This window comes from uncultured Granulicatella sp., from assembly GCF_963528315.1.
GTDB lineage: Bacteria > Bacillota > Bacilli > Lactobacillales > Aerococcaceae > Granulicatella.
The window spans coordinates 34,031-56,925 of the sequence record NZ_CAURVV010000009.1; the positions used below are offsets into that span (position 1 = coordinate 34,031).

Consider the following 22,895-nt stretch of genomic DNA (forward strand, 5'->3'; position numbering starts at 1 on the left):
ATTAGATGGACGCTATAACAAAAAAGGTGAAGAAAAACAGGAATCAATATATTGATTGGAGTATTAATTCTTATTGCAATTTTTGTAGTTCCGAGTATTACTTGGCTTGTTCTTTTATTAGCGTATATTATTTTAGTAGCATTATATGGTAGTTTAACAAGTGATAAAATGATTCTCTTAAAACAAGGTGGATTAGCCATTTTAACATTGATAACATTGTTATTTTAGGTAACAAAAAAGCATGAAAGTTGCAGTTAACTTTCATGCTTTTTTTTATAATCGAACAATAGAATGTTCTACAAATGTTCGATAACACATCATTTGTTTATTATTATATGAGTCAATGACTTTTAATAACATTTGAAAGGCACTTCTACCAAGTTCTAATGTATGAATATTGACGTAGGCAGTCATTGGAAGTAGAGGTGGATTTGAATCATATGTAATAACAGGAAGACTTATTTTTTGTTCATTTAAATATCTTAAAGCCCCTTCTGTAATTAAAGCGTCGGTTGTTACAACACCATCAATCGATTCTCTTTCAATGATTGATTTCATTGTTTGATATCCACGTTCTCTTGTAAATTCCCCAACATGTGAAATTAAACCTTCTTTGAAAGGAATATGATAATGTTCTAAAGCACGTTGATAACCAATTAAACGATCTTGCGAAACGAATAATTGATGACGACCGCTTACGAATGCAATAGAAGAACACCCTTCTTGAATCATGTATTCAGTAGCGTCGAATCCAGCTTTTTCATTATTGTTATCGACAAATGAAATAAATGGAGATAAAGATTTCCCGATGACAACACTAGGGAATTCTTGTTCAATTGCTAATTCCACTAAAGGATCATCTGTTTCCCCATAAAGAAAAATAATTCCATCGACACGTCTCCCTAAAATAGTGTCTTTTAAAATACGTAGACGTTGTTCATCATCTTTCCCTGTACATAACTGAATTAAATAATGATGGTCAGCAGCAATTTGAGAAATCCCTCGAATAACTTCAGGGAAGAAAGAGTTTTGATAAAACGCATCTGTATCCCTTGGAAGAACAACGCCAATGACATTTGTTTTATTACTAGCTAAACTTCGTGCATTGAAATTAGGATGATAATTAAGAGTTTCCATTGCTTGTCGAACTCTTTTTTTAGTTGCTTGACTAATACTTGATTTATCTTGAATTACTCGTGTAACCGTTGAAGGTGATACTTCCGCTAGACGTGCAACATCCTTAATCGTGACAGCCATTTATGTTCCTCCTTTTTTTGAAAAAATTAACCATAAAAAATCTGGGCAGGAAAACAAAGTTAACCGGCCCAGAGTAAAAATCATCTTAAGATTTGATAGCTCCGTCAACCATACCTTTCATGATATGTTTTTGAGCGATTAAGAATAGGATAATGACTGGTAACATAATTAATAGAGTAGATGTTAAAATCATATCCCATTGTTTTGTAAATGATCCTGCAAAGTTAGATACTGCGATTGGAAGTGTTTGAATTGCGTTCCCTTTACCTAATAATAATAGAGGTAATAAGAAGTCGTTCCAAATCCAAATACCATTTAAAATTAAAATTGTGACATAGATTGGTTTTAAAATTGGTAATACAACATAGAAGAATGTTTGCATTTTATTACAACCATCTAATTCAGCAGCTTCTTCGATTTCTAGAGGCACACCTTTGATAAATCCATGGAACATGAATACTGATAGAGACATCCCAAAACCAGTATAAGCGAAGATGATACCTGGATAAGTACGTAATAAGCTAAATCCAAATAATGGATTTGTAATTGTGTCACTTAAAATTTTGAACCAAGTAACTAATGGATACATGACAACTTGGAATGGAATTACCATTGATGCTACAAAGATAAAGAATACAACAGTTGATAATTTAGAACGGTAACGAACTAATCCCCAAGCAGCTAATGCTGAGAATAGAGTGATTGTTACTAAAGAAATAACTGTAATAATTGTTGAAGCAAAGAATGATGATGGGTATTTAATGGAAGGGTTGTTCCAAATTGTTACCGCATTTGTCCAAAGTTGTCCGAAACTTGCTGGCCATGATAATGGACTTGCTAAGATTTCAGCAGAGCTTTTAGCTGAGTTAACCACTAATAAAAAGATTGGACTTAAGAATAATAGGAATAAAACAGCTCCAAAAATTTCTAAAAGTAATAAGCCGAGTTTTTGTTTTTTCATTATAAGTCAATCTCCTTCCGTTTAGTGATTGTTGTTTGAACAACACTAATAACTACTAAGATGAAGAATAGAATAACTGCACGAGCTTGACCTTGTGCCATTAAGTTATCTCCAGAGGCAGTGTTATAAATGTTCATTGTAATAAACTCTGTACTTTGGATAGCTTTATCATGCCATAATAGAGATGGTCCACCACCAGTAAGTGAGAAGTTTACATCGAAAATTTTAAATGAGTTTGTAATTGTTAAGAATAGTGATACCGTAAATGCAGGCATTACCATTGGGATAATAATATGTTTTAATCTTTGGAAAGCATTTGCTCCATCAAGAGAAGCAGATTCTACTAAACTTGAAGGTACATTTTGTAATGCTGCAAAGTAAATCATCATAATATAACCAGCATATTGCCAAGTATTTGTAATAATTAATGCCAATACAGCTAATTTAACGTCACCTAAAAATAGATTTTCTACTAAGAACTGACTACCAATTGCTGAACCTAAAGCAGGGAATACTGAGTTATAAATGAATTGCCAAATATACCCTAATACAAGTCCCCCGATAAGGTTAGGAATAAAGAATCCAGCTCTGAAAATTTCACTTAATTTAATTTTACTAGATACTAGTAAAGCTAAACCGAATGATACAAAGTTTACAACGACTACGTTAAATAATGCGAAAATTACAGTAATCATTAATGAATATTGGAAATGAGTATCAGCAAAGCTGTCTGTAAAGTTTTTTAATCCAACAAAGTTAATTTTAGTTTGTGTTACACTCTTCCAGTCTGTTAGGGAATAATAGAAACCTAAGAAGAAAGGTACAATAATTACGAGTGCGAAAATGATAAATGCCGGTAGCACAAGCCAGTAAAAGGTACGTCTTGCGCGATCGTCACGACTAAGAGCTTTTTTATTCTTAGACATGTTAGGGTTCCTCCTTTTATGTATTGCTGAGGTATTAATAACAGCAAACCCACAACGACCGTTGTAAGTAGTTGTGGGCCTGTGTTACATACTTAATTGTTATTTTTGAAGTAAGCTTGGTACTTCTTTGATTTGATTTGTGATCAATTCTTGGAATTTAGCTTTGTCGATTGAACCTTGAGCGTATTGTCCGTAGATTGGTCCTAATTTACCCATTAAGAAGTTATCAGGCATGAAGTATGGGTTATCAAATGAATATACTGGTTTTTTAGCAGCAACCCATTCAGCTAAGAATTTAGATAATGGAGCGCTAGGCATTTCTTTAGAAGTAGTGAATGCTGAGATCATGTTAGCTTTGTTTACTGTGTAATCTTGACCTTCTTTAGTATCAACTAAGTCAGAGAAGAATTTGTTGATTGAATCTAAAGCTTTAGTATCTTTGTTAACTACATAGTAAGATGGAGCACCAATGAATAATCCATCAGCATTTTTGTCTTTACCTAAAGTTTGGTAAGGGATGAATCCCATTTCGAATTTAGCATTTAATTGTTTTAAGTTAGGATCTTTCCAGTTACCTTGGTGTAAGAATGCTGCTTTACCACTAGCAAATGCAGAGTCCATATCTTCTTGTGTACCAACTGTTAATAATTTTTTCTCAGTGTGTTTGAATAATAATTCAACCCAGTCAGCATAGTTTGATAAACGAGCTGGATCAGTTTCACCTTTAACTACTTGTTGAGTAATTGTACGGTCGCCGTTTGGTAAACCAGAACTTAAGTAAGCAGCGAAGTCGTGGATACCCATGATCCAAGTTTCACCTTCTTTAGTAGCAGTAGCTACTACTGTAGATAAACCTAATTCATCTTTTTTGCTTTCTAATGTATCCATTGCTTTTTGAACTGCATCAAATGAAGTTAATGAAGCAGGGTCGATTCCAGCTTTAGATAATACTTCTTTATTATAAGCTAAACCATAACCTTCAACAGATACTGGGAATCCATAAACGTCATTTCCTTGTTTGAATTCGAATTCTGTTTTGTCAATCCAGTCACCTTTAAGTGGTTGTAAGTTGTCTTTCCATAAGTCGTATCCAGCTTGACCTTCAATTACGAATACGTCTGGAGCAGTTCCAGCAGTAAATTCAGTTTTTAATTGATCTGAAATTTTACATGAACCAGAACATGTTTTAATATTTACTGTAACTCCGTTTTTGTCGCCCCATTCTTTAGCGTATGCTGTTAAGGCATCTTGAATTTCACTCTTGTTACTATATAAAGTGAATTCTTTTTTACCTTCAGAAGATCCTCCTTTTGAAGAGTCTGTTGATTTGCTGCCGCAAGCTGCTAATGCTAAACCAGCTAAGCCGACAACGAATGATTTTTTAAGCCATGTGTTTGCCATTATTTTTTCCTCCCTTGAGATATATTCAGTTAACGCAAACGATTTCTTAACTGGCTTTAGTATACCCCTTTCAGAAATCGTTTGCAAGAGTTTTTTTGCAAAAAAATAAAAAAAATTTAGCGTTTACATTTTTGGTGAGGGAATTTAATTCAAAAAAATCAAGCTATATATAGAAGAGATTTTTTCTTTTTAGTGACAATTTTTTTATGGCTTTTATAAAAAAATAAATTTCTACTTGCATTTTTATTTTTTTTCTACTAGTATTAAAGCAAACGATTGCGTAATTGAAAGACTACGTATCTAAAATTAATAAAGAAAAGAGGAGTAATACTTATGAAGGAAAGACAATCTGGTGTGTTAATGCATATTTCATCTTTACCAGGGAAATATGGAATTGGTTCATTCGGAAAATCTGCTTACGATTTTGTTGATTTTTTAGTACGTAGTAAGCAAACTTATTGGCAAATTTTACCATTAGGAACAACTAGTTATGGAGATTCGCCATACCAATCATTTTCAGCATTTGCTGGGAATACACATTTTTTAGATTTTGAGACTTTTGTAAAAGAAGGTTTATTAACTGAAGATGAATTAGCAGGAAATTGGGGAGATGATTCTACTACTGTTGATTATGCTTTGGTTTATGAAAAAAGAAGACCTATTTTAGAAAAAGTAGTTCAACGTTTCTTAGAAAAAGAAGATTTAACAGATTACCATCGTTTTGTGGAAGAAAAAGCAGAATGGTTAGAACCATTTGCTGAGTATATGGCGATTAAAGAGAGTTTTGATATGAAGAGTTGGTCGAAATGGACTGATGAAGATATTAAACGTCGTAAACCTGAAGCTTTAGCTACTTATCGTGAAAAATTAGCAGATAAATTGGAGTATCATCGTGTGACTCAATATTTGTTTGATAAACAATGGAAAGCATTAAAACAATATGCGAATGAACATCATATTCAAATTATTGGAGATATGCCGATTTATGTAGCCGAAGATAGTGTAGAAATGTGGGCTACCCCTCATTACTTTAAAACAGATGAAGTTGGAAATGCAGCTTGTGTAGCAGGTTGCCCGCCAGATGGCTTCTCACCATTAGGACAATTATGGGGAAATCCAATTTATAATTGGAGAGCGATGAAGTTAGACGGCTTTACTTGGTGGATTAAACGATTGAAAGCGAGCTTTGAATTGTTTGATGTAGTCAGAATTGACCACTTCCGTGGATTTGCAGCTTATTGGGAAATTCCTGCAGGTGCAACAGATGCTACTGGTGGTGAATGGGTAAAAGGTCCAGGATTTGATTTGTTTGAAGCGGTGAAAAATGAACTTGGTGATTTACCGATTATTGCTGAAGATTTAGGTTTTATGGATGATGCAGTTATTGAATTACGTGAAGCAACTGGTTTCCCTGGAATGAAAATTTTAGAATTTGGATTCATGGGTTCAGAGCCAAGTAGCACGGATTTACCTCATTATTATCCAGTAAATTCTGTTTCATACACTGGAACGCATGACAATGATACAGTACTAGGATGGTATGATTCTGCATCAGAGGAAGAACGCGATTTCTGTAATCGTTATTTAAACCGTACAGAAGAACCAATTAGCTATGCTATGTTAAGAAGTTTATACGGTTCAGTAAGTAAGATGACCATAGCAACAATGCAAGATTTATTACAATTAGATACATCAGCTCGTATGAATATTCCAAGCACTCTTGGTGGAAATTGGGTGTGGAGAATGCAAGAAGGAGATATTACACAAGAAGTGGAAGATTTCCTATTAGAGATTACAGAATTGTATGATCGTTCAAACGAACAGTTGTAGGGTAAACAAATAGAAGGAGACAAAAATGCAAACATTAAAACAATATGTAGAAAGTAATTATCATAAATCATTAGGAGAATGTTCAAAAGAAGAAGTATATGTAGCGTTATTACACTATACAAAAGAAAAAAGTGCAGCATTACCATCAAATGAAGGAAAGAAAAAAGTATATTACATTTCTGCAGAATTTTTAATTGGTAAATTGTTGTCAAATAATTTAATCAACTTAGGAATTTATGATGAAGTTAAGGAAGAATTAGAAGCTGAAGGTCATACTTTAGCAGAAATCGAAGAAATTGAATTAGAACCATCATTAGGAAACGGCGGATTAGGACGTTTAGCAGCATGTTTCTTAGATTCTATCGCAACTCTTGGTTTAGCAGGAGATGGAGTTGGGTTAAATTATCACTTTGGATTATTTGAACAAAAATTCAAAGATAATCAACAAAATGCAGTGCCAAATAACTGGTTAACTCCAGATAGTTGGTTAGTTCCAACTTCTGTTTCATACGAAGTGCCATTTGCAAACTTTACATTGAAATCAAAAATGTTCAATATTGATGTTTTAGGGTATGAACAATCTCATAAAAACCAATTACATTTATTCGATGTAGATACAATTGATGAATCATTAGTACATGATGATTCAATCGCATTTGATAAAACAAAAATTGCTGAAAACTTAACATTATTCTTATATCCAGATGACAGTGATGAGCAAGGTGAATTATTACGTATTTACCAACAATACTTCATGGTAAGTAATGGAGCTCAATTATTATTAGACGAAGCAGTTGCTAAAGGAAGTAACTTACATGACTTAGCAGAATATGCAACAGTTCAAATTAATGATACTCACCCATCAATGGTAATCCCAGAATTAATTCGTTTATTAGGCGAACGTGGAATTGAATTTGATGAAGCAGTTGAAATTGTTCGCTCAATGACAGCTTATACAAACCACACAATTTTAGCAGAAGCATTAGAAAAATGGCCTTTACATTACTTAGAACAAGTAGTACCTCACTTAGTGCCAATTATTAAAGAATTAGATGCTCGTGTAAGAGCCCAATTTAATGATGCAAGTGTAGCCATTATTGACGAACATAACCGTGTTCACATGGCGAATATGGATATCCACTATGGATATAGCGTAAATGGTGTGGCAGCATTGCATACAGAAATTTTAAAACAAAGCGAATTGAAGAATTTCTATGAAATTTATCCAGAGAAATTCAATAACAAAACAAATGGTATTACTTTCCGTCGTTGGTTATTACACGCTAACCCAGAATTAGCAAAATTATTAGATCGTACAATTGGAAAAGAATATCGTCATGATGCAACTAAATTAGAAGCTCTAAAAGCTCATACACATGATTTAGAATTCCAAGAAGCATTAAAAGGTATTAAACGTAACAATAAATTACGTTTGAAACACTTCTTACAAGAACACCAAGGTGTAACTGTGAAAGAAGATTCAATTTTTGACGTTCAAATTAAACGTATGCATGAATATAAACGTCAACAAATGAATGCATTATATGTAATTTACAAATACTTAGACATTAAAAATGGAAACATTCCTGCAAAACCAATCACAATTATCTTTGGAGGGAAAGCTGCTCCTGCCTATGTAATTGCGCAAGATATTATTCATTTAATTTTATGTTTATCTGAATTAATTGCAAATGACCCAGAAGTAAGTCCACACTTACAAGTTGTGATGGTAGAAAACTACAATGTTACTGCAGCAACTCATTTAATTCCTGCAGCAGATATTTCAGAGCAAATTTCATTAGCTTCAAAAGAAGCAAGTGGAACAGGAAATATGAAATTCATGTTAAACGGTGCGTTAACATTAGGAACATTAGACGGAGCGAATGTGGAAATCCACGAATTAGTTGGAGATGAAAACATTTATGTCTTTGGTGAAGATAGCGACACTGTTATTAAACATTATGAAAATAGTGATTATCATTCACATTCATACTATGAAAGAGAAGCGATTCGTCCATTAGTAGACTTTATCGTAAGTGATGCTTTAGTATCATTAGGAAATAGAGAACGTCTAGAAAGATTATTCAATGAATTAATCAATAAAGACTGGTTCATGACTTTATTAGACTTAGAAGACTATATCCAAACAAAAGAACGTATGTTAGTAGACTATCATGATCGTGAAAATTGGATTGCAAAAGTAATTACAAATATTGCAATGGCTGGTTTCTTCTCAAGTGACCGTACAATCGAAGACTACAACCGTGATATTTGGAAATTAAACTAATATTACGAAAAATGAAGAAGTAAGAAATAGCGAGAGTTGTTTCTTGCTTCTTTTTTGAGTTAAAATAAAACAAATTGAAATGGAAAGGAAGATCAGATGAAAATTATTATGTCACCCGCAAAAGAAATGGCAACAGATGCACCTGTGCAAAAAGATTGGGTGTTAACGGAAGATAGTCAAAAAATTGTATCTTTATTATCGAATTATAGTAAGGAAGAACTGAAGAAATTATTGAAAGTTAGTGATGCTTTATTAGAAGAAAATTGGGATAAAATTCAAAAATTTCAAGAAAATGTTACTTATCATGCAATGGATTTATATCAAGGATTAGCATTCCGTAGTTTTAAGCAAGTAGCTGATTGGAAAGAACATAAAGCTTATGCAGTGCAACATCTTAGAATTCTTTCAGCATTATATGGAGCAATCAGTCCAGATGAATGTGTGAAGCCGTATCGATTAGATTTAACGATGAATTTAAAAGTAGAGGGAGAAACTCTGAAAAAATATTGGAAAGAACGAATTGTAAGTACTTTTGAAAAAGAAGAATGTATCATCAATTTAGCAAGCAGTGAGTTTTCTTCGTTATTTAATAAAAAACAATATGATTGGGTAGATGTTGACTTTTATGAGAAAAAAGAAGGGGCATTAAAACAACATTCTACTATTTCAAAAAAAGCTAGAGGAAAAATGGCAGCTTGGATAGTACTTCATCAAATTCAAGATAAAGCTGTGTTAAGAAATTTTGATGTAGATGGATATATATTTGATGAATCGATTTCAAAAGAAAATCACTATTGTTTTGTAAAAGAGGTTTAAAATAGAGTATAAACTCTATTCGAAAAAAGGTTTAGAATATACGCAAAAACTATAAAAAGAAATAGTTTAGACCCATTGACGAACTTGAATAATTATGGTACTATGTCAAAGGTGCTTTTATACCTGATTCCTGATTAGAAATCATATCAGTCGTGCTGACTGGTAAAAAGGCCACTGAGAGAGACATTTATGTGTCTTTTAATTTTTACAAAAAAATGGACCACCAGGATGTGTGGACCAAGAAGAACCCGATAGGGAAGGAGGAAGAGCTAAATGCCAACAATTAACCAATTAGTCCGTAAACCTCGTAAATCAGCAGTTGAGAAATCAGCTTCTCCAGCGTTAGGTAAAGGATATAACAGCTTTAAAAAATCACAAACGAATACAAACTCTCCACAAAAACGTGGTGTATGTACTCGTGTAGGTACTATGACACCTAAAAAACCTAACTCAGCGTTACGTAAATATGCCCGTGTACGTTTATCAAACTTAATCGAAGTAACTGCGTACATTCCAGGTATCGGTCACAACTTACAAGAACACAGCGTAGTATTAATCCGTGGTGGACGTGTAAAAGACTTACCAGGGGTACGTTACCACATCATCCGTGGTGCATTAGACACTGCTGGAGTTAACAACCGTATGCAAGGTCGTTCTAAATACGGTACAAAACGTCCTAAAAAATAATTTAGGTTAACAAAATAATAAACAATAAACAATAACTCAAAATGATGAAAGGAGGATTATAAATGCCTCGTAAAGGTCCTGTCGCAAAACGTGATGTTTTGCCTGATCCAATTTATAATTCAAAATTAGTTACTCGTTTAATCAACCGTTTAATGGTAGATGGTAAACGTGGTAAAGCAGCAACAATTTTATACAATGCATTTGACATCGTTAAAGAACAAACTGGAAATGATCCAATGGAAGTGTTCGATCAAGCTATGAAGAACATTATGCCAGTATTAGAAGTTAAAGCTCGCCGTGTTGGTGGTTCTAACTATCAAGTACCAGTTGAAGTTCGTTCAGACCGTCGTACTACATTAGGTTTACGTTGGTTAGTAAACTACTCACGCTTACGTGGTGAAGACACTATGGAAGTTCGTTTAGCTCGTGAAATCATGGATGCTGCGAACAACACAGGTGCTTCTGTTAAAAAACGTGAAGATACTCATAAAATGGCAGAAGCAAACAAAGCGTTTGCTCACTATCGTTGGTAAGATTCAAAAAGCCTTCGGGCTTTTTAATCTATGCATAAATTAATCATAAAATAAAGAGGTGTAGAACGAAGATGGCAAAGAGAGAATTTACTCTTGAAAACACGCGTAATATCGGTATCATGGCTCACATTGACGCAGGTAAAACTACAACAACTGAGCGTGTACTTTATTACACTGGTAAAATCCATAAAATTGGTGAAACTCACGAAGGTGCTTCACAAATGGACTGGATGGAACAAGAACAAGAACGTGGTATCACTATTACATCTGCTGCTACAACAGCACAATGGAAAGGTCACCGTATCAACATCATCGACACTCCAGGGCACGTGGACTTCACAGTTGAAGTAGAACGTTCTCTACGTGTATTAGATGGAGCTGTTGCGGTACTTGATGCACAGTCTGGGGTTGAACCTCAAACAGAAACTGTATGGCGTCAAGCTACAACATATGGTGTTCCTCGTATCGTATTTGCTAACAAAATGGACAAAATTGGTGCAGACTTCTTATATTCTGTACGTACAATTCATGAACGTTTACAAGCAAATGCTCACCCAATTCAATTACCAATCGGTGCTGAAGATGAGTTTTCAGGTATCATCGATTTAATTAAAATGAAAGCTGAAATCTATACTAATGACTTAGGTACAGATATCCAAGAAACAGATATCCCTGAAGATTTACAAGATTTAGCAGAAGAATGGCGTGAAAAATTAGTGGAAGCAGTAGCTGAAACTGATGAAGAATTAATGGAACGCTATTTAGAAGGCGATGAAATTTCACAAGAAGAATTAAAAGCAGCTATCCGTAAAGCTACATGTGCTGCTGAATTCTACCCAGTATTATGTGGATCAGCTTTCAAAAACAAAGGGGTACAATTAATGTTAGATGCAGTAGTTGACTACTTACCATCACCATTAGACGTACCAGCTATTAAAGGGATTGACCCTAACACTGATGCAGAAGTAGAACGTCATTCTTCAGACGAAGAACCATTCTCAGCATTAGCATTTAAAGTTATGACTGACCCATTCGTAGGTCGTTTAACATTCTTCCGTGTGTACTCTGGTACTTTACAATCAGGTTCATACGTTAAAAACTCAACTAAAGGTAAACGTGAACGTGTAGGACGTATCTTACAAATGCACGCTAACTCACGTCAAGAAATTCCTGAAGTATTCTCAGGAGATATCGCTGCAGCAGTAGGTCTTAAAGATACAACTACTGGGGACACATTATGTGATGAAAAAGCAGAAGTTATCTTAGAGTCTATGGAATTCCCTGATCCAGTTATCGAAGTAGCGATTGAACCAAAATCAAAAGCTGACCAAGATAAAATGGGTATTGCATTACAAAAACTTGCTGAAGAAGACCCAACATTCCGTGCTTACACTAACCAAGAAACTGGTGAAACAGTTATCGCTGGTATGGGTGAGTTACACTTAGACATTATCGTAGACCGTATGCGTCGTGAATTCAAAGTTGAAGCTAACGTAGGTGCTCCTCAAGTATCTTACCGTGAAACATTCCGTGCTTCTACTCAAGCAGAAGGTAAATTCGTTCGTCAATCAGGTGGTAAAGGTCAATACGGTCACGTATGGATTGAATTTGCTCCTAACGAAGAAGGTGCTGGATTCGAATTCGAAAATGCTATTGTCGGTGGGGTAGTTCCTCGTGAATACATCCCAGCTGTAGAAGCAGGATTGAAAGATGCTATGGAAAACGGGGTATTAGCTGGTTATCCATTAGTTGACATTAAAGCTAAATTATATGATGGAAGCTACCATGATGTCGATTCATCAGAAACTGCCTTCAAAGTTGCTGCTTCAATGGCATTGAAAGCTGCTGCTAAGAAAGCACAACCATCTATCTTAGAACCAATGATGGCTGTAGAAATTACAGTTCCAGAAGAATACTTCGGAGATGTAATGGGTCACGTTAACGCTCGTCGTGGACGCGTTGAAGGTTCTGAAGTTCGTGGTAACGCACAAATCGTTAAAGGTATGATTCCTTTATCAGAAATGTTCGGTTACGCAACTACATTACGTTCTGCAACACAAGGTCGTGGTACATTCTCAATGACATTTGACCACTATGAAGATGTTCCTAAGAGCATTGCAGAAGAAATCATTAAGAAAAATGGCGGAAATGGCGAATAATTAATCGCTTAAAACGCAACTTCATCAAAGAATCTAGGTCGACTGGTTACCTAGTGTAACCAGTTGATTTTTATAGGTATTCTTTGGTATAATTCAAATCGGTAGATACTGTTATAGAATCTAACAAAAATACTCAAACATTTAGGAGGAATTATTTAAAATGGCAAAAGAAAAATTTGACCGCTCAAAACCACACGTTAACATTGGTACAATCGGCCACGTTGACCACGGTAAAACAACTTTAACTGCAGCTATCACAACTGTTTTAGCTAAGAAAGGTTTCGCACAAGCTCAAGATTACGGTTCAATCGATAAAGCTCCAGAAGAACGCGAACGTGGTATCACTATCAACACTGCTCACGTTGAGTATGAAACTGACACTCGTCACTATGCTCACGTTGACTGCCCAGGACACGCGGACTACGTTAAAAACATGATCACTGGTGCTGCTCAAATGGACGGTGCTATCTTAGTAGTATCTGCAGCTGACGGTCCAATGCCTCAAACACGTGAACACATCTTATTATCACGTCAAGTAGGTGTTCCTTACATCGTTGTATTCTTAAACAAAGTTGACATGGTTGACGATGAAGAATTATTAGAATTAGTAGAAATGGAAGTTCGTGACTTATTATCAGAATACGATTTCCCAGGAGACGACACTCCAGTTGTTTCTGGTTCTGCTTTACGCGCTTTAGAAGGCGATGCAGCTTACGAAGAAAAAATCTTAGAATTAATGGCTGCTGTTGACGAATATATCCCAACTCCAGAACGTGACACTGACAAACCATTCATGATGCCAGTCGAAGACGTATTCTCAATCACTGGTCGTGGTACTGTAGCTACAGGACGTGTTGAACGTGGACAAGTTCGTGTTGGTGACGAAGTAGAAATCGTTGGTATTTCTGAAGAAACTTCTAAAACAACTGTTACAGGTGTTGAAATGTTCCGTAAATTGTTAGACTACGCTGAAGCAGGGGATAACATTGGTACATTATTACGTGGTGTTACACGTGACAACATCGAACGTGGACAAGTTCTTTCTAAACCAGGAACAATCACTCCACATACAAAATTCAAAGCTGAGGTTTACGTATTAACTAAAGAAGAAGGCGGACGTCACACTCCATTCTTCTCTAACTACCGTCCTCAATTCTACTTCCGTACAACAGACATCACTGGTGTTTGTGTGTTACCAGAAGGTACTGAAATGGTAATGCCTGGTGACAACGTAACTATGGAAGTTGAATTAATTCACCCAGTTGCGATCGAAGAAGGTACTAAGTTCTCTATCCGTGAAGGTGGACGTACTGTAGGTGCTGGTATCGTAGCTAACATCGAAAAATAATTTTTATTAAATTGATTTTCAATCCTCCCTTTTGGGAGGATTTTTTTGTTTTTATATAAAAAATCTAATTGATAACTGTTCTCATTCTAGATTGCTGGTTTTGAGTGGCGATATTTTAAAATTTATGCTACTCTATATCAGTATATTTTAATGAAAGAATAGGAGGCGTTTGGAATGATAGAGCTGATTGCAACAGTTGAATCAATCCAACAAGCGCAAGCACTACTTGAAGCAGGAGTAGATGTATTGTGCTTTGGTGAAGACTTATTTGGTTTAAGATTACCAATGTCGTTTTCACGAGATGAACAAAAAGAATTAACAGAATTAGCACATCGCTATGGAAAAAAAGTAAATGTAGCGGTTAATGCGATTTTTCATAATGAAGGAATTGCGAAAGTTCCAGAATATTTACAATTTTTAAAATCTATTAATGTAGATATGATTACAGTAGGAGATCCTGGTGTTGTTCAAATCATGAAGAACCTAGAATACTCAATTCCTTATTATTATGACGCTGCTGTTTTAGTAACAAGTAGTCGTCAAGTTAATTTCTGGGCTAAACGTGGGGCAATAGGTGCAGTAATTGCTAGAGAAATACCAAGAGCAGAAATGGAAATTTTAGCAAGCCAAGTTGAAGTTCCAATTGAAGTGTTAGTTTATGGTGCAACATGTATCCATCATTCTAAACGTCCATTATTACAAAATTATTTTAACTATATTGAGAAAGAAGAGAGTGTTGAGAAAAAACGTGGATTATTTGTCAGTGAACCTGCAGATGAAGATTCTCATTATTCAATCTATCAAGATATTAATGGGACACATATTTTCGCCAACAATGATGTTTCTCTAGCTCCTTACTTATTAGAATTAGCTGAAATGGGTGTTCCTCAATGGAAATTTGATGGAGTTTTAACTCCAGGGGAAAACTTTGTTAAAGTGGTTCAATTATTTGATAATGCACGTAAAGAAATCGAAGCAGGTACTTGGACAGTTGAAAAGAGTGCAAGCTTAGAATTACAAGTTAGAGAACTACATCCAGAACAACGTGGTTTGGATGCAGGATTTTATATTTTAAATCCAGAAGATGTGAAATAGGAGAGAGACGAATGGGAAGAAAAATTTTGAAAAAACCAGAAGTTCTTGCTCCAGCAGGAACACTTGAAAAATTAAAAACAGCAATTTTATATGGTGCAGATGCAGTATTTTTAGGAGGAGAAGCGTACGGACTAAGAAGTCGTGCAGGGAACTTTGATTTCGAAGAAATGAAAGAAGCCGTTGAATTTGCACATAGCCATAATGCTAAAGTATATATTGCAGCAAATATGGTGACTCACGAAGGAGATGAAAAAGGTGCGGGTGAATTTTTCCGTACAGTTCGTGACCTTGGAATTGATGCAGCGATTATAAGTGATATGGCATTAATGGATATTTGTGCTTCTGAAGCTCCAGGATTACCAATTCACCTTTCGACACAAGCTTCTGCTGCAAACTGGGAAACATTAAACTTCTGGAAAGATGAAGGTTTAGAACGTGTTGTATTAGCACGTGAAGTTTCTATGGCAGAAATTCAAGAAATGCAAGAAAAAGTGGATGTTGAAATTGAAGCATTCATTCATGGTGCGATGTGTATTTCTTATTCAGGTCGTTGTGTATTATCTAACCACATGGTACGTCGTGATGCGAACCGTGGGGGATGTGCGCAATCATGTCGTTGGAAATATGGTTTGTTTGATATGCCATTTGTAAATGAGAAAAATATGGTTGGTGCTGGTGAAGAAGGTATCGAAGAGAAATTCTCTATGAGTGCGGTTGACTTATCAATGATTCACAATTTGCCAGATTTAATTGAAGCTGGAGTAGATAGCTTAAAAATTGAAGGTCGTATGAAGTCTATTCACTATGTTTCAACAGTGGCCAATGTATATCGTGCTGCAGTAGATAGTTATTGTGAAGATCCAGATAACTATGTATGTAAGCAAGAATGGGTTGACGAATTATGGAAAGCAGCTCAACGTGAGTTAGCAACAGGATTCTATTATCAAATCCCTACTGAAGAAGAGCAATTATTTGGTGCTCGTCGCCAAATTCCACAATATGCATTCGTAGGTCAAGTGTTGGAATATGATCCAGAAACTCAAATTGCAACGATCCAACAAAGAAATAACTTTAAAGTTGGAGACCATATTGAGTTTTATGGACCAGGAATGCGTCATCATGAAGAAGTATTAACAACTTTATGGGATGAAAATGGGGAAGAAATTGAAGCAGCTCCTCATGCAATGATGATTTGTAAAATGAAAGTAACGGAACCAGTGAAACCATTAGACATGATTCGAAAAAGAAGGTAAAATATATAAAAAATAATTGATAGAAAAGGAGACGGTTATGTCATTACCAAATTGTCCAAAATGTAGTTCAGAATACACATATGAAGATGGTGTATTATTAGTTTGTCCAGAGTGTGCTCATGAATGGGAACCAGGACAAGAAGTTGAAGAAGATGGAGTAGTTGCCATTGATGCAAATGGAAACCGTTTAGAAAATGGAGATACTGTAACAGTTATTAAAGATTTAAAAGTTAAAGGTGCTCCAAAAGATATTAAACAAGGAACTCGTGTGAAGAACATTCGTATCGTAGAAGGAGACCACAATATTGATTGTAAAATTGATGGTTTCGGTGCGATGAAATTAAAATCAGAATTTGTAAAAAAAATCTAATTCATTAGAAGAGCTGAGGAGAAATCCTCAGCTCTTTTATGATTTGTTAAAAATCTTAAAAATATTTCAAAAGAGGTTTGACGGGAAATTTTCCAGAGAATATAATGGAGAGGACAACAAATTAAAGGATGGAAAAATTCACGTGGCTCAACAAAATGTGATGCAAGAATCTCAAAAAAATTCTAAATATAAACGTGTAGCAGCCCTTGATGGTTTTAAAGGGATGATGATTCTTGCAATTATAGGATATTATTATTTTCAAAATTATTTGCCAGGTGGTTTTTTTGCGGTAAATGCATTCTTTGTAATCGGTGGTTACTTAGCCTTTCGAGATAATAAGCATTTATTCCATAAAAAACCAGTAGAATGGCATTTGTCATCAAAATTATCTCGATTATGGCTTCCAATGTTGTTTATGATTATTGGGACGGTTGCATTTTTATTTATTGCATTACCGGAACAGTTAAAAAATATTCGAATGATGTCTTTATCGTCTTTAGTATTTTTCAATAATTACTATCAAATTATTAATCAACAATCTTACTTTGTACAATCGATAAATCCAAGTCCATTTGTTCATTTATGGTATGTATCCCTTTATTTACAATTAATGCTAATAGCTGTTGGAATTCGGAAAGTATTTCATCGTTTAAACTTATTGCGTATGCAGGAAAGTTTAGTCTTGTTGATTCTTAGTGCTGTTTCAGCAGTGTTAATGACTGTCATGTATATGATACAAAAGGATCCTTCTTATATATACTATGCAATTTCGACTAGGATTTTTTCGTTCTTATTAGGAGGAGTTTTAAGTTATTTTACAGAAGGGCAATTGTCTCTTCGTTTGCCTAGGGGTAAATCGTCCTCATTATTTATTCAATTGATAGGATTGGTTAGTCTTTTATTAATGGGATGGATGGCATTAAGTTTTAATGGTGTCCAAGATGAAACTTACTTATATGGAATGCAATTATTTTCGATTGTTTCTATTGTATTTTTATGGAGTATCTTGTATGAAAATTCTGTATTAAATTATTTCTTACGTTTTAGAGGATTTACAATCTTTGGAAGAAGAAGTTTCTCTTATTATTTATGGTTTTATCCTGTGCATATGTTTGCGCCTTATTTCCTAAGTGGTGAAGAATCAAATCTTATATTTTTAGTTGCTCAAATGCTATGTATAGTAGTGTTAGCTGAAATTACTTATAAAGTATTTGAAACGAAAAAATGGTTGGTGCCTTTTGGACAATCATTTAGTTTGATGAGTATTCATCATTTTACGGTGAAGGAGTTACCTCCAGTTAAAAAAATAATGGGAATGGCCTTTTCTTTTACTTATATTATTTTAATTGGATTAGCATTTGTTGGATTTTTCCAATCCTCGACGGAAACCAATTTAGTTGCACAGCAATTAGAAAGTGTGATTAAACGTAACCAAGAACTGATTGAACAAACAACTCAGGAAGAAAGTACGACAGTAGATCCAAATAAAGAAATTGAATTAAAAGAACAAGTTGCTCAAGAGCCAGTAACATTTGTAGGGGATTCGATTTTATTAGCAGCAGCAGATAAAGTTCAAGAATTATTCCCTAAAGCTATTATCGATGGAAAAATTGGAAGACAATTATATTCTAGTTCGGCAACTTTACAAGACTTAATTTCTAAAGGAAAAATGGCAAATAGAGTTGTAACTGTTTTAGGAACGAATGGTACTTTTTCTCAAAAACAAGTCGATGAATATATTCGTATTCTTGGAGAAGACCGAGAGTTATACTTTGTGACAATATTTGCTCCAGTGAAATGGAATAATGAAGTGAATCAACAATTGCATGAAGCGAAAACTCGTCATGCAAATGTACATATTATTGATTGGTATGAATTAGCAAAAAATCATGCTGAATGGTTCTATGAAGATAAGATTCATCCGAACAATCAAGGAGCGGAAGAATTTGCAGAGTATTTATTAGAGTCTATTACTCAAATGAAAATAAATGAATAAAAATATAAACACCTTTTTTGATAGTTTATGGCTATTTTAGAAGGTGTTTTTTTGTTATAAAAAGCAGAACAGTTGTGTAAATGTGTACTTATTTTATATGAAGCAATGTGAGTAGATGAGCTAAATAGCTTGAGAAAACTCCATTGTTTTGGTATATTAATAGTAAATGCAAAAGGAAAGAGGAAATTGTTTGCAAAGTGCTAGTCACAGTCTTCGATTAATGGGGGCGTCTATTACATTAACGGTTTTCCATGAGGACGCACAGAATTTATTGTTACAGAGTGAGCAACTGTTGCACCTTTATAAAAATCGTTTTAGTGCAAATGATGCTGATTCAGAACTAATGGCGATTAATTTACAAGCTGGAAAGAAAGCAGTTCGAGTTCATCCAGAATTATTTGAATTAATTGCGTTAGGAAAGAAACATAGTATTGCAACGAATAGTCATCTCAATATTGCGATTGGACCATTAGTTCAAACGTGGAGAATTGGTTTTTCAGATGCTAAACTTCCTTCAAAAGAAGAGATTCAAACTTTATTACAAATAACGAATCCTGAGGACATTATATTAGATGACTCAAAACAGGAAGTGTATTTATCCAAAGTTGGAATGAGAATCGATTTGGGAGCTTTAGCAAAAGGATATATCGCTGATAAATTAAAAGAATTTTTGGTAGAACAAGGTGTTCAATCAGGAATTATAGATTTAGGTGGAAATATTCTTACGATTGGAGAAAATCCAACTTTTCAAAGACCTTGGAGAATTGGAATTCAAAATCCTATATTAGATAGAGGCGAGCATGTTGCAGTTATTGCTGTGTCGGATGCGTCTGTTGTAACTTCAGGGATTTATGAACGTCAATTGGTAGTAGATGGAAAAACCTATCATCACATTTTTGATAGAAAAACAGGATATCCAATGGAAACAGAAGTTGCAAGCATTACAATTGTAGCTGAAAAATCAGTAGATTGCGAAATATGGACGACACGTTTGTTTGGACAAAATCCATATGACATTATCGAAGAAATCGAACAACAACCTGGACTGGAAGCATTTGTGATTACAAAAAATCAAAAAATGATGTATACATCTGGAATTCAATTCGTTTAATCAGAGATGTATAGAAAGGAATTATTATGACAAAATTTATTGCACTTGTAGGAACAAACTCACAACGTTCTACAAACCGTACTTTATTACAATATATGCAAAAACATTTTGCAGATAAAGTTGAAATTGAATTAGTGGAAATTAAAGATATTCCATTATTCAACAAACCAGCAAATAAACAAGTACCAGAACTTGTAACAGAAATTGCTGCTAAAATCGAAGCTGCTGATGGAGTAATCATTGGTACTCCAGAATATGACCACGCTATTCCAGCTGTATTAATGAGCGCACTAGCATGGTTATCATATGGTATTCATCCATTATTAAATAAACCTGTAATGATTACAGGAGCATCTTATGGAACATTAGGTTCTTCTCGTGCTCAATTACAATTACGTCAAATTTTGGACTCTCCAGAATTAAAAGCAAATGTAATGCCAGGATCTGAGTTCTTATTATCTCACTCACTTCAAGCATTCGATAAAAAAGGTGATTTAATCGATTTAGATACAATCAAAAAATTAGATGCTTTATTTGATGATTTCCGTTTATTCGTGAAAATTACTCAAAAATTAAGAAGTGCTCAAGATTTATTACACAAAGAAGCAGAAAACTTTGATTGGGAAAATATTTAATATCATAATAAGAGAGGAAAAGACATTATGAAATTTGTAGGGATTGTAGGTTCAAATGCTGAACTATCATATAACCGTAAATTATTACAATTCATTCAACGTGAATTTAAATTAAAATTTGAATTAGAAGTTCTTGAAATTGATGAAGTTCCAGTATTCAATCAAGATGAAAAATGGGATGATTGCTTCCAATTGCGTTATTTATATAACAAAATTACTCGTGCTGATGGTGTTATCATTGCAACTCCAGAACACAACCATACAATTACAGCATCACTAAAAAGTGTTTTAGAATGGTTATCATTTAAAGTGCACCCATTCGAAAATAAACCAGTTATGATTGTAGGTGCTTCATACCACGATCAAGGTACATCACGTGCGCAAGTACACTTACGTAAAATTTTAGATGCTCCAGGTGTAAATGCATATACTTTACCAGGGAATGAATTCTTATTAGGAAAAGCAAAACAAGCATTTGATGAAAACGGAAATATCATTAATGAAGGAACAGTGAAGTTCTTAGAATCTTGTTTAGATAACTTCGTAAAATATGTGGAGGTCGTTTCTAAATTGAAAAAACCAAAACCAATTGAACCAGAAGATTTATATTGTACTAACCCAATTGCAACTACTATTCAAGGTGTTGATCCAGATGATCCAGATTGGGTAGAAAAAGCAGCTGAAATTGTAGGTGCCGTATCTGGAGACACTTATGTTAAATTAGACCACGGTATCTTAACAGTTAACCAAATTGACATGTTCTTAAAAGCAATGCCATTTGAGTTAACATATGCAGATGATAACAACCAATTCTTGTATTACAATAACGCTCATCAAGAACCAAGCACAATGTTTGGTAAACGTGTACGTGTTCAAGCAGGTAGCAGATTAGGAACTGTTCATGCTTCATTACCACCAGCAAGAATGAAAAATGTTGAGTGGGTTGTAGGAGTATTACGTAACGGTGATCAAGAATATGTTCGTACAATTGTACCAGGAACACCAGAAGGAGTTATTAATACACATAACTATAAAGCTATGTATTATCCAGATGGCTCATATGCTGGAATTAATGAAATTATCTTTAACTTCCAACCATGGTTAGATTGGTATTTAGAAACAACTGGTCAACGTTTAGTTGGAGGAAATGCTCCAGCTGCAGCAGCACATGGTTCACATGGAAGTGCAGATGCAACATCAGGAGCTTCATCAGATACTCCAAGTCATGGTGCAGCAGACGCAACTTCAAGTGCAAGTAACTAAAAATAATAATAAAAGGCAAGCGAAATTTTCGTTTGCCTTTTTTAGTGTTAAAAATATTGTTTTAAGATTTGGAGTTCGGAAAAATTTAAAGGTCGATACTCACCCGGGAAAAGAGATTCATCTAAAAGAAATTCACCAAAACGAATTCTTTTAAGGAAAGTGACTTTAACCCCAACACATAAAAACATCTTTTTAATTTGATGAAATTTTCCTTCTGAAATCGTAACAGTAGCTTTGCTAAAGGAAGGAGACGATTCAAGAATTGATAATTTAGCAGGTTTACAAATCGTTCCATCATGAAACATAATTCCATCGTAAAATCTCTGAATACAGGAATCGTCTAAAGGCCCATTAACTTCTACATAATATTCCTTTTCAATATGTTGAATAGGATTTAATAAACGATATCCTAAAGGTCCGTTATTCGTAATGATTAAAAGCCCTTCAGTATCTCTATCTAGTCGTCCAATGGGATATAATCCTTCGACATTTTCATTTTTAAATAAATCAATAACTGTAGGAAGTTGAGAATCGGTGGTAGCAGTGATGAATCCTTTAGGTTTATTTAATAAATAATACTTTTGGGAGTTGTCTTCAATTCGACTTCCTTGAACGGTAATCACTTGAATTTGTGGATCGACATTATTACTTACATGAGTTGCGGGAATTGAATCGATTAGTACTTCACCAGAAGAAATCAATTTTTTCATTTGCTTTCGAGAAATATCAAAATGCTTCATTAATAAATGCTCAAGACGCATAAAAACCTCCTTAATAAATATTCGAAAAAATTATAGCATATTTTTATAAAAAAAGGGTTGACGATGAAGTATATCTATGATAAATTATTAAACGTTGTTGCGAAACAACAAAAACGACTCTGAAATAATTTTCAAAAAATGAAAAAAGTTATTGACAGAGAAAAACGACTATGATAATATATAGGAGTTGTCGCGATAAGCGACGT

The 22,895-nt window shown here is 34.4% G+C and carries 20 protein-coding genes; 15 read left to right on the plus strand and 5 right to left on the minus strand.

Features of this window, described 5'->3' with window-relative positions; genetic code table 11:
* Positions 1–51 precede the first annotated feature (51 nt).
* On the plus strand, positions 52–228 hold the full coding sequence (locus tag RYK07_RS03700; RefSeq protein ID WP_399546330.1) for a DUF1304 family protein: 177 nt from the start codon (positions 52–54) through the stop codon (positions 226–228).
* A gap of 45 nt (positions 229–273) precedes the next feature.
* Here the strand turns inward: RYK07_RS03700 and RYK07_RS03705 are convergent, their stop codons facing one another.
* From RYK07_RS03705 to RYK07_RS03720, 4 genes are all read right to left on the minus strand, one after another.
* Positions 274–1,257 (minus strand): LacI family DNA-binding transcriptional regulator, encoded by a 984-nt coding sequence (locus tag RYK07_RS03705; RefSeq protein ID WP_314852457.1) that lies wholly within the window; start codon positions 1,255–1,257, stop codon positions 274–276.
* Between the two features lie 85 nt (positions 1,258–1,342).
* Positions 1,343–2,218 (minus strand): carbohydrate ABC transporter permease, encoded by an 876-nt coding sequence (locus RYK07_RS03710; protein ID WP_314852458.1) that lies wholly within the window; start codon positions 2,216–2,218, stop codon positions 1,343–1,345.
* On the minus strand, positions 2,218–3,144 hold the full coding sequence (locus RYK07_RS03715) for a sugar ABC transporter permease (protein ID WP_314852459.1): 927 nt from the start codon (positions 3,142–3,144) through the stop codon (positions 2,218–2,220). The genes RYK07_RS03710 and RYK07_RS03715 overlap by 1 nt, the downstream gene beginning before the upstream one ends.
* Positions 3,145–3,243: 99 nt before the next feature.
* Positions 3,244–4,545 (minus strand): ABC transporter substrate-binding protein, encoded by a 1,302-nt coding sequence (locus RYK07_RS03720; protein WP_314852460.1) that lies wholly within the window; start codon positions 4,543–4,545, stop codon positions 3,244–3,246.
* 309 nt (positions 4,546–4,854) lie between these two features.
* Between RYK07_RS03720 and malQ the strand changes: the two genes are divergently transcribed.
* The 14 genes from malQ to RYK07_RS03790 all read left to right on the plus strand — a co-directional run bounded on the left by malQ (position 4,855) and on the right by RYK07_RS03790 (position 21,928).
* Entirely contained in the window at positions 4,855–6,375 is a 1,521-nt protein-coding gene (gene malQ, locus RYK07_RS03725; protein WP_314852474.1) for a 4-alpha-glucanotransferase, read from the plus strand.
* Between the two features lie 25 nt (positions 6,376–6,400).
* Complete coding sequence (locus RYK07_RS03730) at positions 6,401–8,662, plus strand: glycogen/starch/alpha-glucan phosphorylase (RefSeq protein WP_314852461.1); 2,262 nt, start codon at positions 6,401–6,403, stop codon at positions 8,660–8,662.
* A gap of 96 nt (positions 8,663–8,758) precedes the next feature.
* Positions 8,759–9,478 carry a peroxide stress protein YaaA gene (gene yaaA / locus RYK07_RS03735; RefSeq protein WP_314852462.1) on the plus strand — a complete coding sequence of 240 codons (720 nt, stop codon included), beginning with the start codon at positions 8,759–8,761 and terminating at the stop codon, positions 9,476–9,478.
* Positions 9,479–9,751: 273 nt separating this feature from the next.
* Positions 9,752–10,165, plus strand: a complete 414-nt coding sequence (rpsL, locus tag RYK07_RS03740; RefSeq protein WP_005607493.1) for a 30S ribosomal protein S12 — start codon at positions 9,752–9,754, stop codon at positions 10,163–10,165.
* Positions 10,166–10,227: 62 nt separating this feature from the next.
* Positions 10,228–10,698 (plus strand): 30S ribosomal protein S7, encoded by a 471-nt coding sequence (rpsG, locus tag RYK07_RS03745; RefSeq protein WP_227931867.1) that lies wholly within the window; start codon positions 10,228–10,230, stop codon positions 10,696–10,698.
* A gap of 71 nt (positions 10,699–10,769) precedes the next feature.
* Entirely contained in the window at positions 10,770–12,857 is a 2,088-nt protein-coding gene (gene fusA, locus RYK07_RS03750) for an elongation factor G (protein WP_006703606.1), read from the plus strand.
* A gap of 160 nt (positions 12,858–13,017) precedes the next feature.
* The gene (gene tuf / locus RYK07_RS03755) at positions 13,018–14,205 is read left to right on the plus strand and encodes an elongation factor Tu (RefSeq protein ID WP_314852463.1); all 1,188 of its coding nucleotides are present in this window, start codon (positions 13,018–13,020) and stop codon (positions 14,203–14,205) included.
* A gap of 174 nt (positions 14,206–14,379) precedes the next feature.
* Complete coding sequence (locus RYK07_RS03760; RefSeq protein WP_314852464.1) at positions 14,380–15,300, plus strand: peptidase U32 family protein; 921 nt, start codon at positions 14,380–14,382, stop codon at positions 15,298–15,300.
* 11 nt (positions 15,301–15,311) lie between these two features.
* Positions 15,312–16,553: a U32 family peptidase gene (locus RYK07_RS03765; protein ID WP_314852465.1), complete on the plus strand. Its 1,242-nt coding sequence runs from the start codon at positions 15,312–15,314 to the stop codon at positions 16,551–16,553.
* 37 nt (positions 16,554–16,590) lie between these two features.
* On the plus strand, positions 16,591–16,923 hold the full coding sequence (locus RYK07_RS03770) for a zinc ribbon domain-containing protein YjdM (protein WP_314078617.1): 333 nt from the start codon (positions 16,591–16,593) through the stop codon (positions 16,921–16,923).
* Positions 16,924–17,065: 142 nt separating this feature from the next.
* A complete protein-coding gene (locus RYK07_RS03775; protein ID WP_314852466.1) occupies positions 17,066–18,919 on the plus strand; it encodes an acyltransferase family protein in 1,854 nt (617 codons plus the stop codon).
* A gap of 190 nt (positions 18,920–19,109) precedes the next feature.
* A complete protein-coding gene (locus RYK07_RS03780; protein WP_314852468.1) occupies positions 19,110–20,030 on the plus strand; it encodes an FAD:protein FMN transferase in 921 nt (306 codons plus the stop codon).
* A 26-nt stretch (positions 20,031–20,056) separates the two neighbouring features.
* Positions 20,057–20,665: an NADPH-dependent FMN reductase gene (locus tag RYK07_RS03785; RefSeq protein WP_314354834.1), complete on the plus strand. Its 609-nt coding sequence runs from the start codon at positions 20,057–20,059 to the stop codon at positions 20,663–20,665.
* A gap of 27 nt (positions 20,666–20,692) precedes the next feature.
* Positions 20,693–21,928 (plus strand): NAD(P)H-dependent oxidoreductase, encoded by a 1,236-nt coding sequence (locus RYK07_RS03790; RefSeq protein ID WP_314852469.1) that lies wholly within the window; start codon positions 20,693–20,695, stop codon positions 21,926–21,928.
* Between the two features lie 47 nt (positions 21,929–21,975).
* Here the strand turns inward: RYK07_RS03790 and RYK07_RS03795 are convergent, their stop codons facing one another.
* On the minus strand, positions 21,976–22,689 hold the full coding sequence (locus tag RYK07_RS03795) for a pseudouridine synthase (protein WP_314852470.1): 714 nt from the start codon (positions 22,687–22,689) through the stop codon (positions 21,976–21,978).
* Between the last annotated feature and the right edge of the window lie 206 nt (positions 22,690–22,895).

Excerpts from the sequence above, each read along its gene's own strand:
- RYK07_RS03705 (WP_314852457.1), bottom strand. The coding sequence starts at position 1,257 with ATGGCTGTCACGATTAAGGATGTTGCACGTCTAGCGGAAGTATCACCT.
- RYK07_RS03710 (WP_314852458.1), bottom strand. The coding sequence starts at position 2,218 with ATGAAAAAACAAAAACTCGGCTTATTACTTTTAGAAATTTTTGGAGCT.
- RYK07_RS03715 (WP_314852459.1), bottom strand. The coding sequence starts at position 3,144 with ATGTCTAAGAATAAAAAAGCTCTTAGTCGTGACGATCGCGCAAGACGT.
- RYK07_RS03720 (WP_314852460.1), bottom strand. The coding sequence starts at position 4,545 with ATGGCAAACACATGGCTTAAAAAATCATTCGTTGTCGGCTTAGCTGGT.
- RYK07_RS03730 (WP_314852461.1), top strand. The coding sequence starts at position 6,401 with ATGCAAACATTAAAACAATATGTAGAAAGTAATTATCATAAATCATTA.
- yaaA (WP_314852462.1), top strand. The coding sequence starts at position 8,759 with ATGAAAATTATTATGTCACCCGCAAAAGAAATGGCAACAGATGCACCT.
- rpsL (WP_005607493.1), top strand. The coding sequence starts at position 9,752 with ATGCCAACAATTAACCAATTAGTCCGTAAACCTCGTAAATCAGCAGTT.
- rpsG (WP_227931867.1), top strand. The coding sequence starts at position 10,228 with ATGCCTCGTAAAGGTCCTGTCGCAAAACGTGATGTTTTGCCTGATCCA.
- fusA (WP_006703606.1), top strand. The coding sequence starts at position 10,770 with ATGGCAAAGAGAGAATTTACTCTTGAAAACACGCGTAATATCGGTATC.
- tuf (WP_314852463.1), top strand. The coding sequence starts at position 13,018 with ATGGCAAAAGAAAAATTTGACCGCTCAAAACCACACGTTAACATTGGT.
- RYK07_RS03760 (WP_314852464.1), top strand. The coding sequence starts at position 14,380 with ATGATAGAGCTGATTGCAACAGTTGAATCAATCCAACAAGCGCAAGCA.
- RYK07_RS03765 (WP_314852465.1), top strand. The coding sequence starts at position 15,312 with ATGGGAAGAAAAATTTTGAAAAAACCAGAAGTTCTTGCTCCAGCAGGA.
- RYK07_RS03770 (WP_314078617.1), top strand. The coding sequence starts at position 16,591 with ATGTCATTACCAAATTGTCCAAAATGTAGTTCAGAATACACATATGAA.
- RYK07_RS03785 (WP_314354834.1), top strand. The coding sequence starts at position 20,057 with ATGACAAAATTTATTGCACTTGTAGGAACAAACTCACAACGTTCTACA.
- RYK07_RS03790 (WP_314852469.1), top strand. The coding sequence starts at position 20,693 with ATGAAATTTGTAGGGATTGTAGGTTCAAATGCTGAACTATCATATAAC.
- RYK07_RS03795 (WP_314852470.1), bottom strand. The coding sequence starts at position 22,689 with ATGCGTCTTGAGCATTTATTAATGAAGCATTTTGATATTTCTCGAAAG.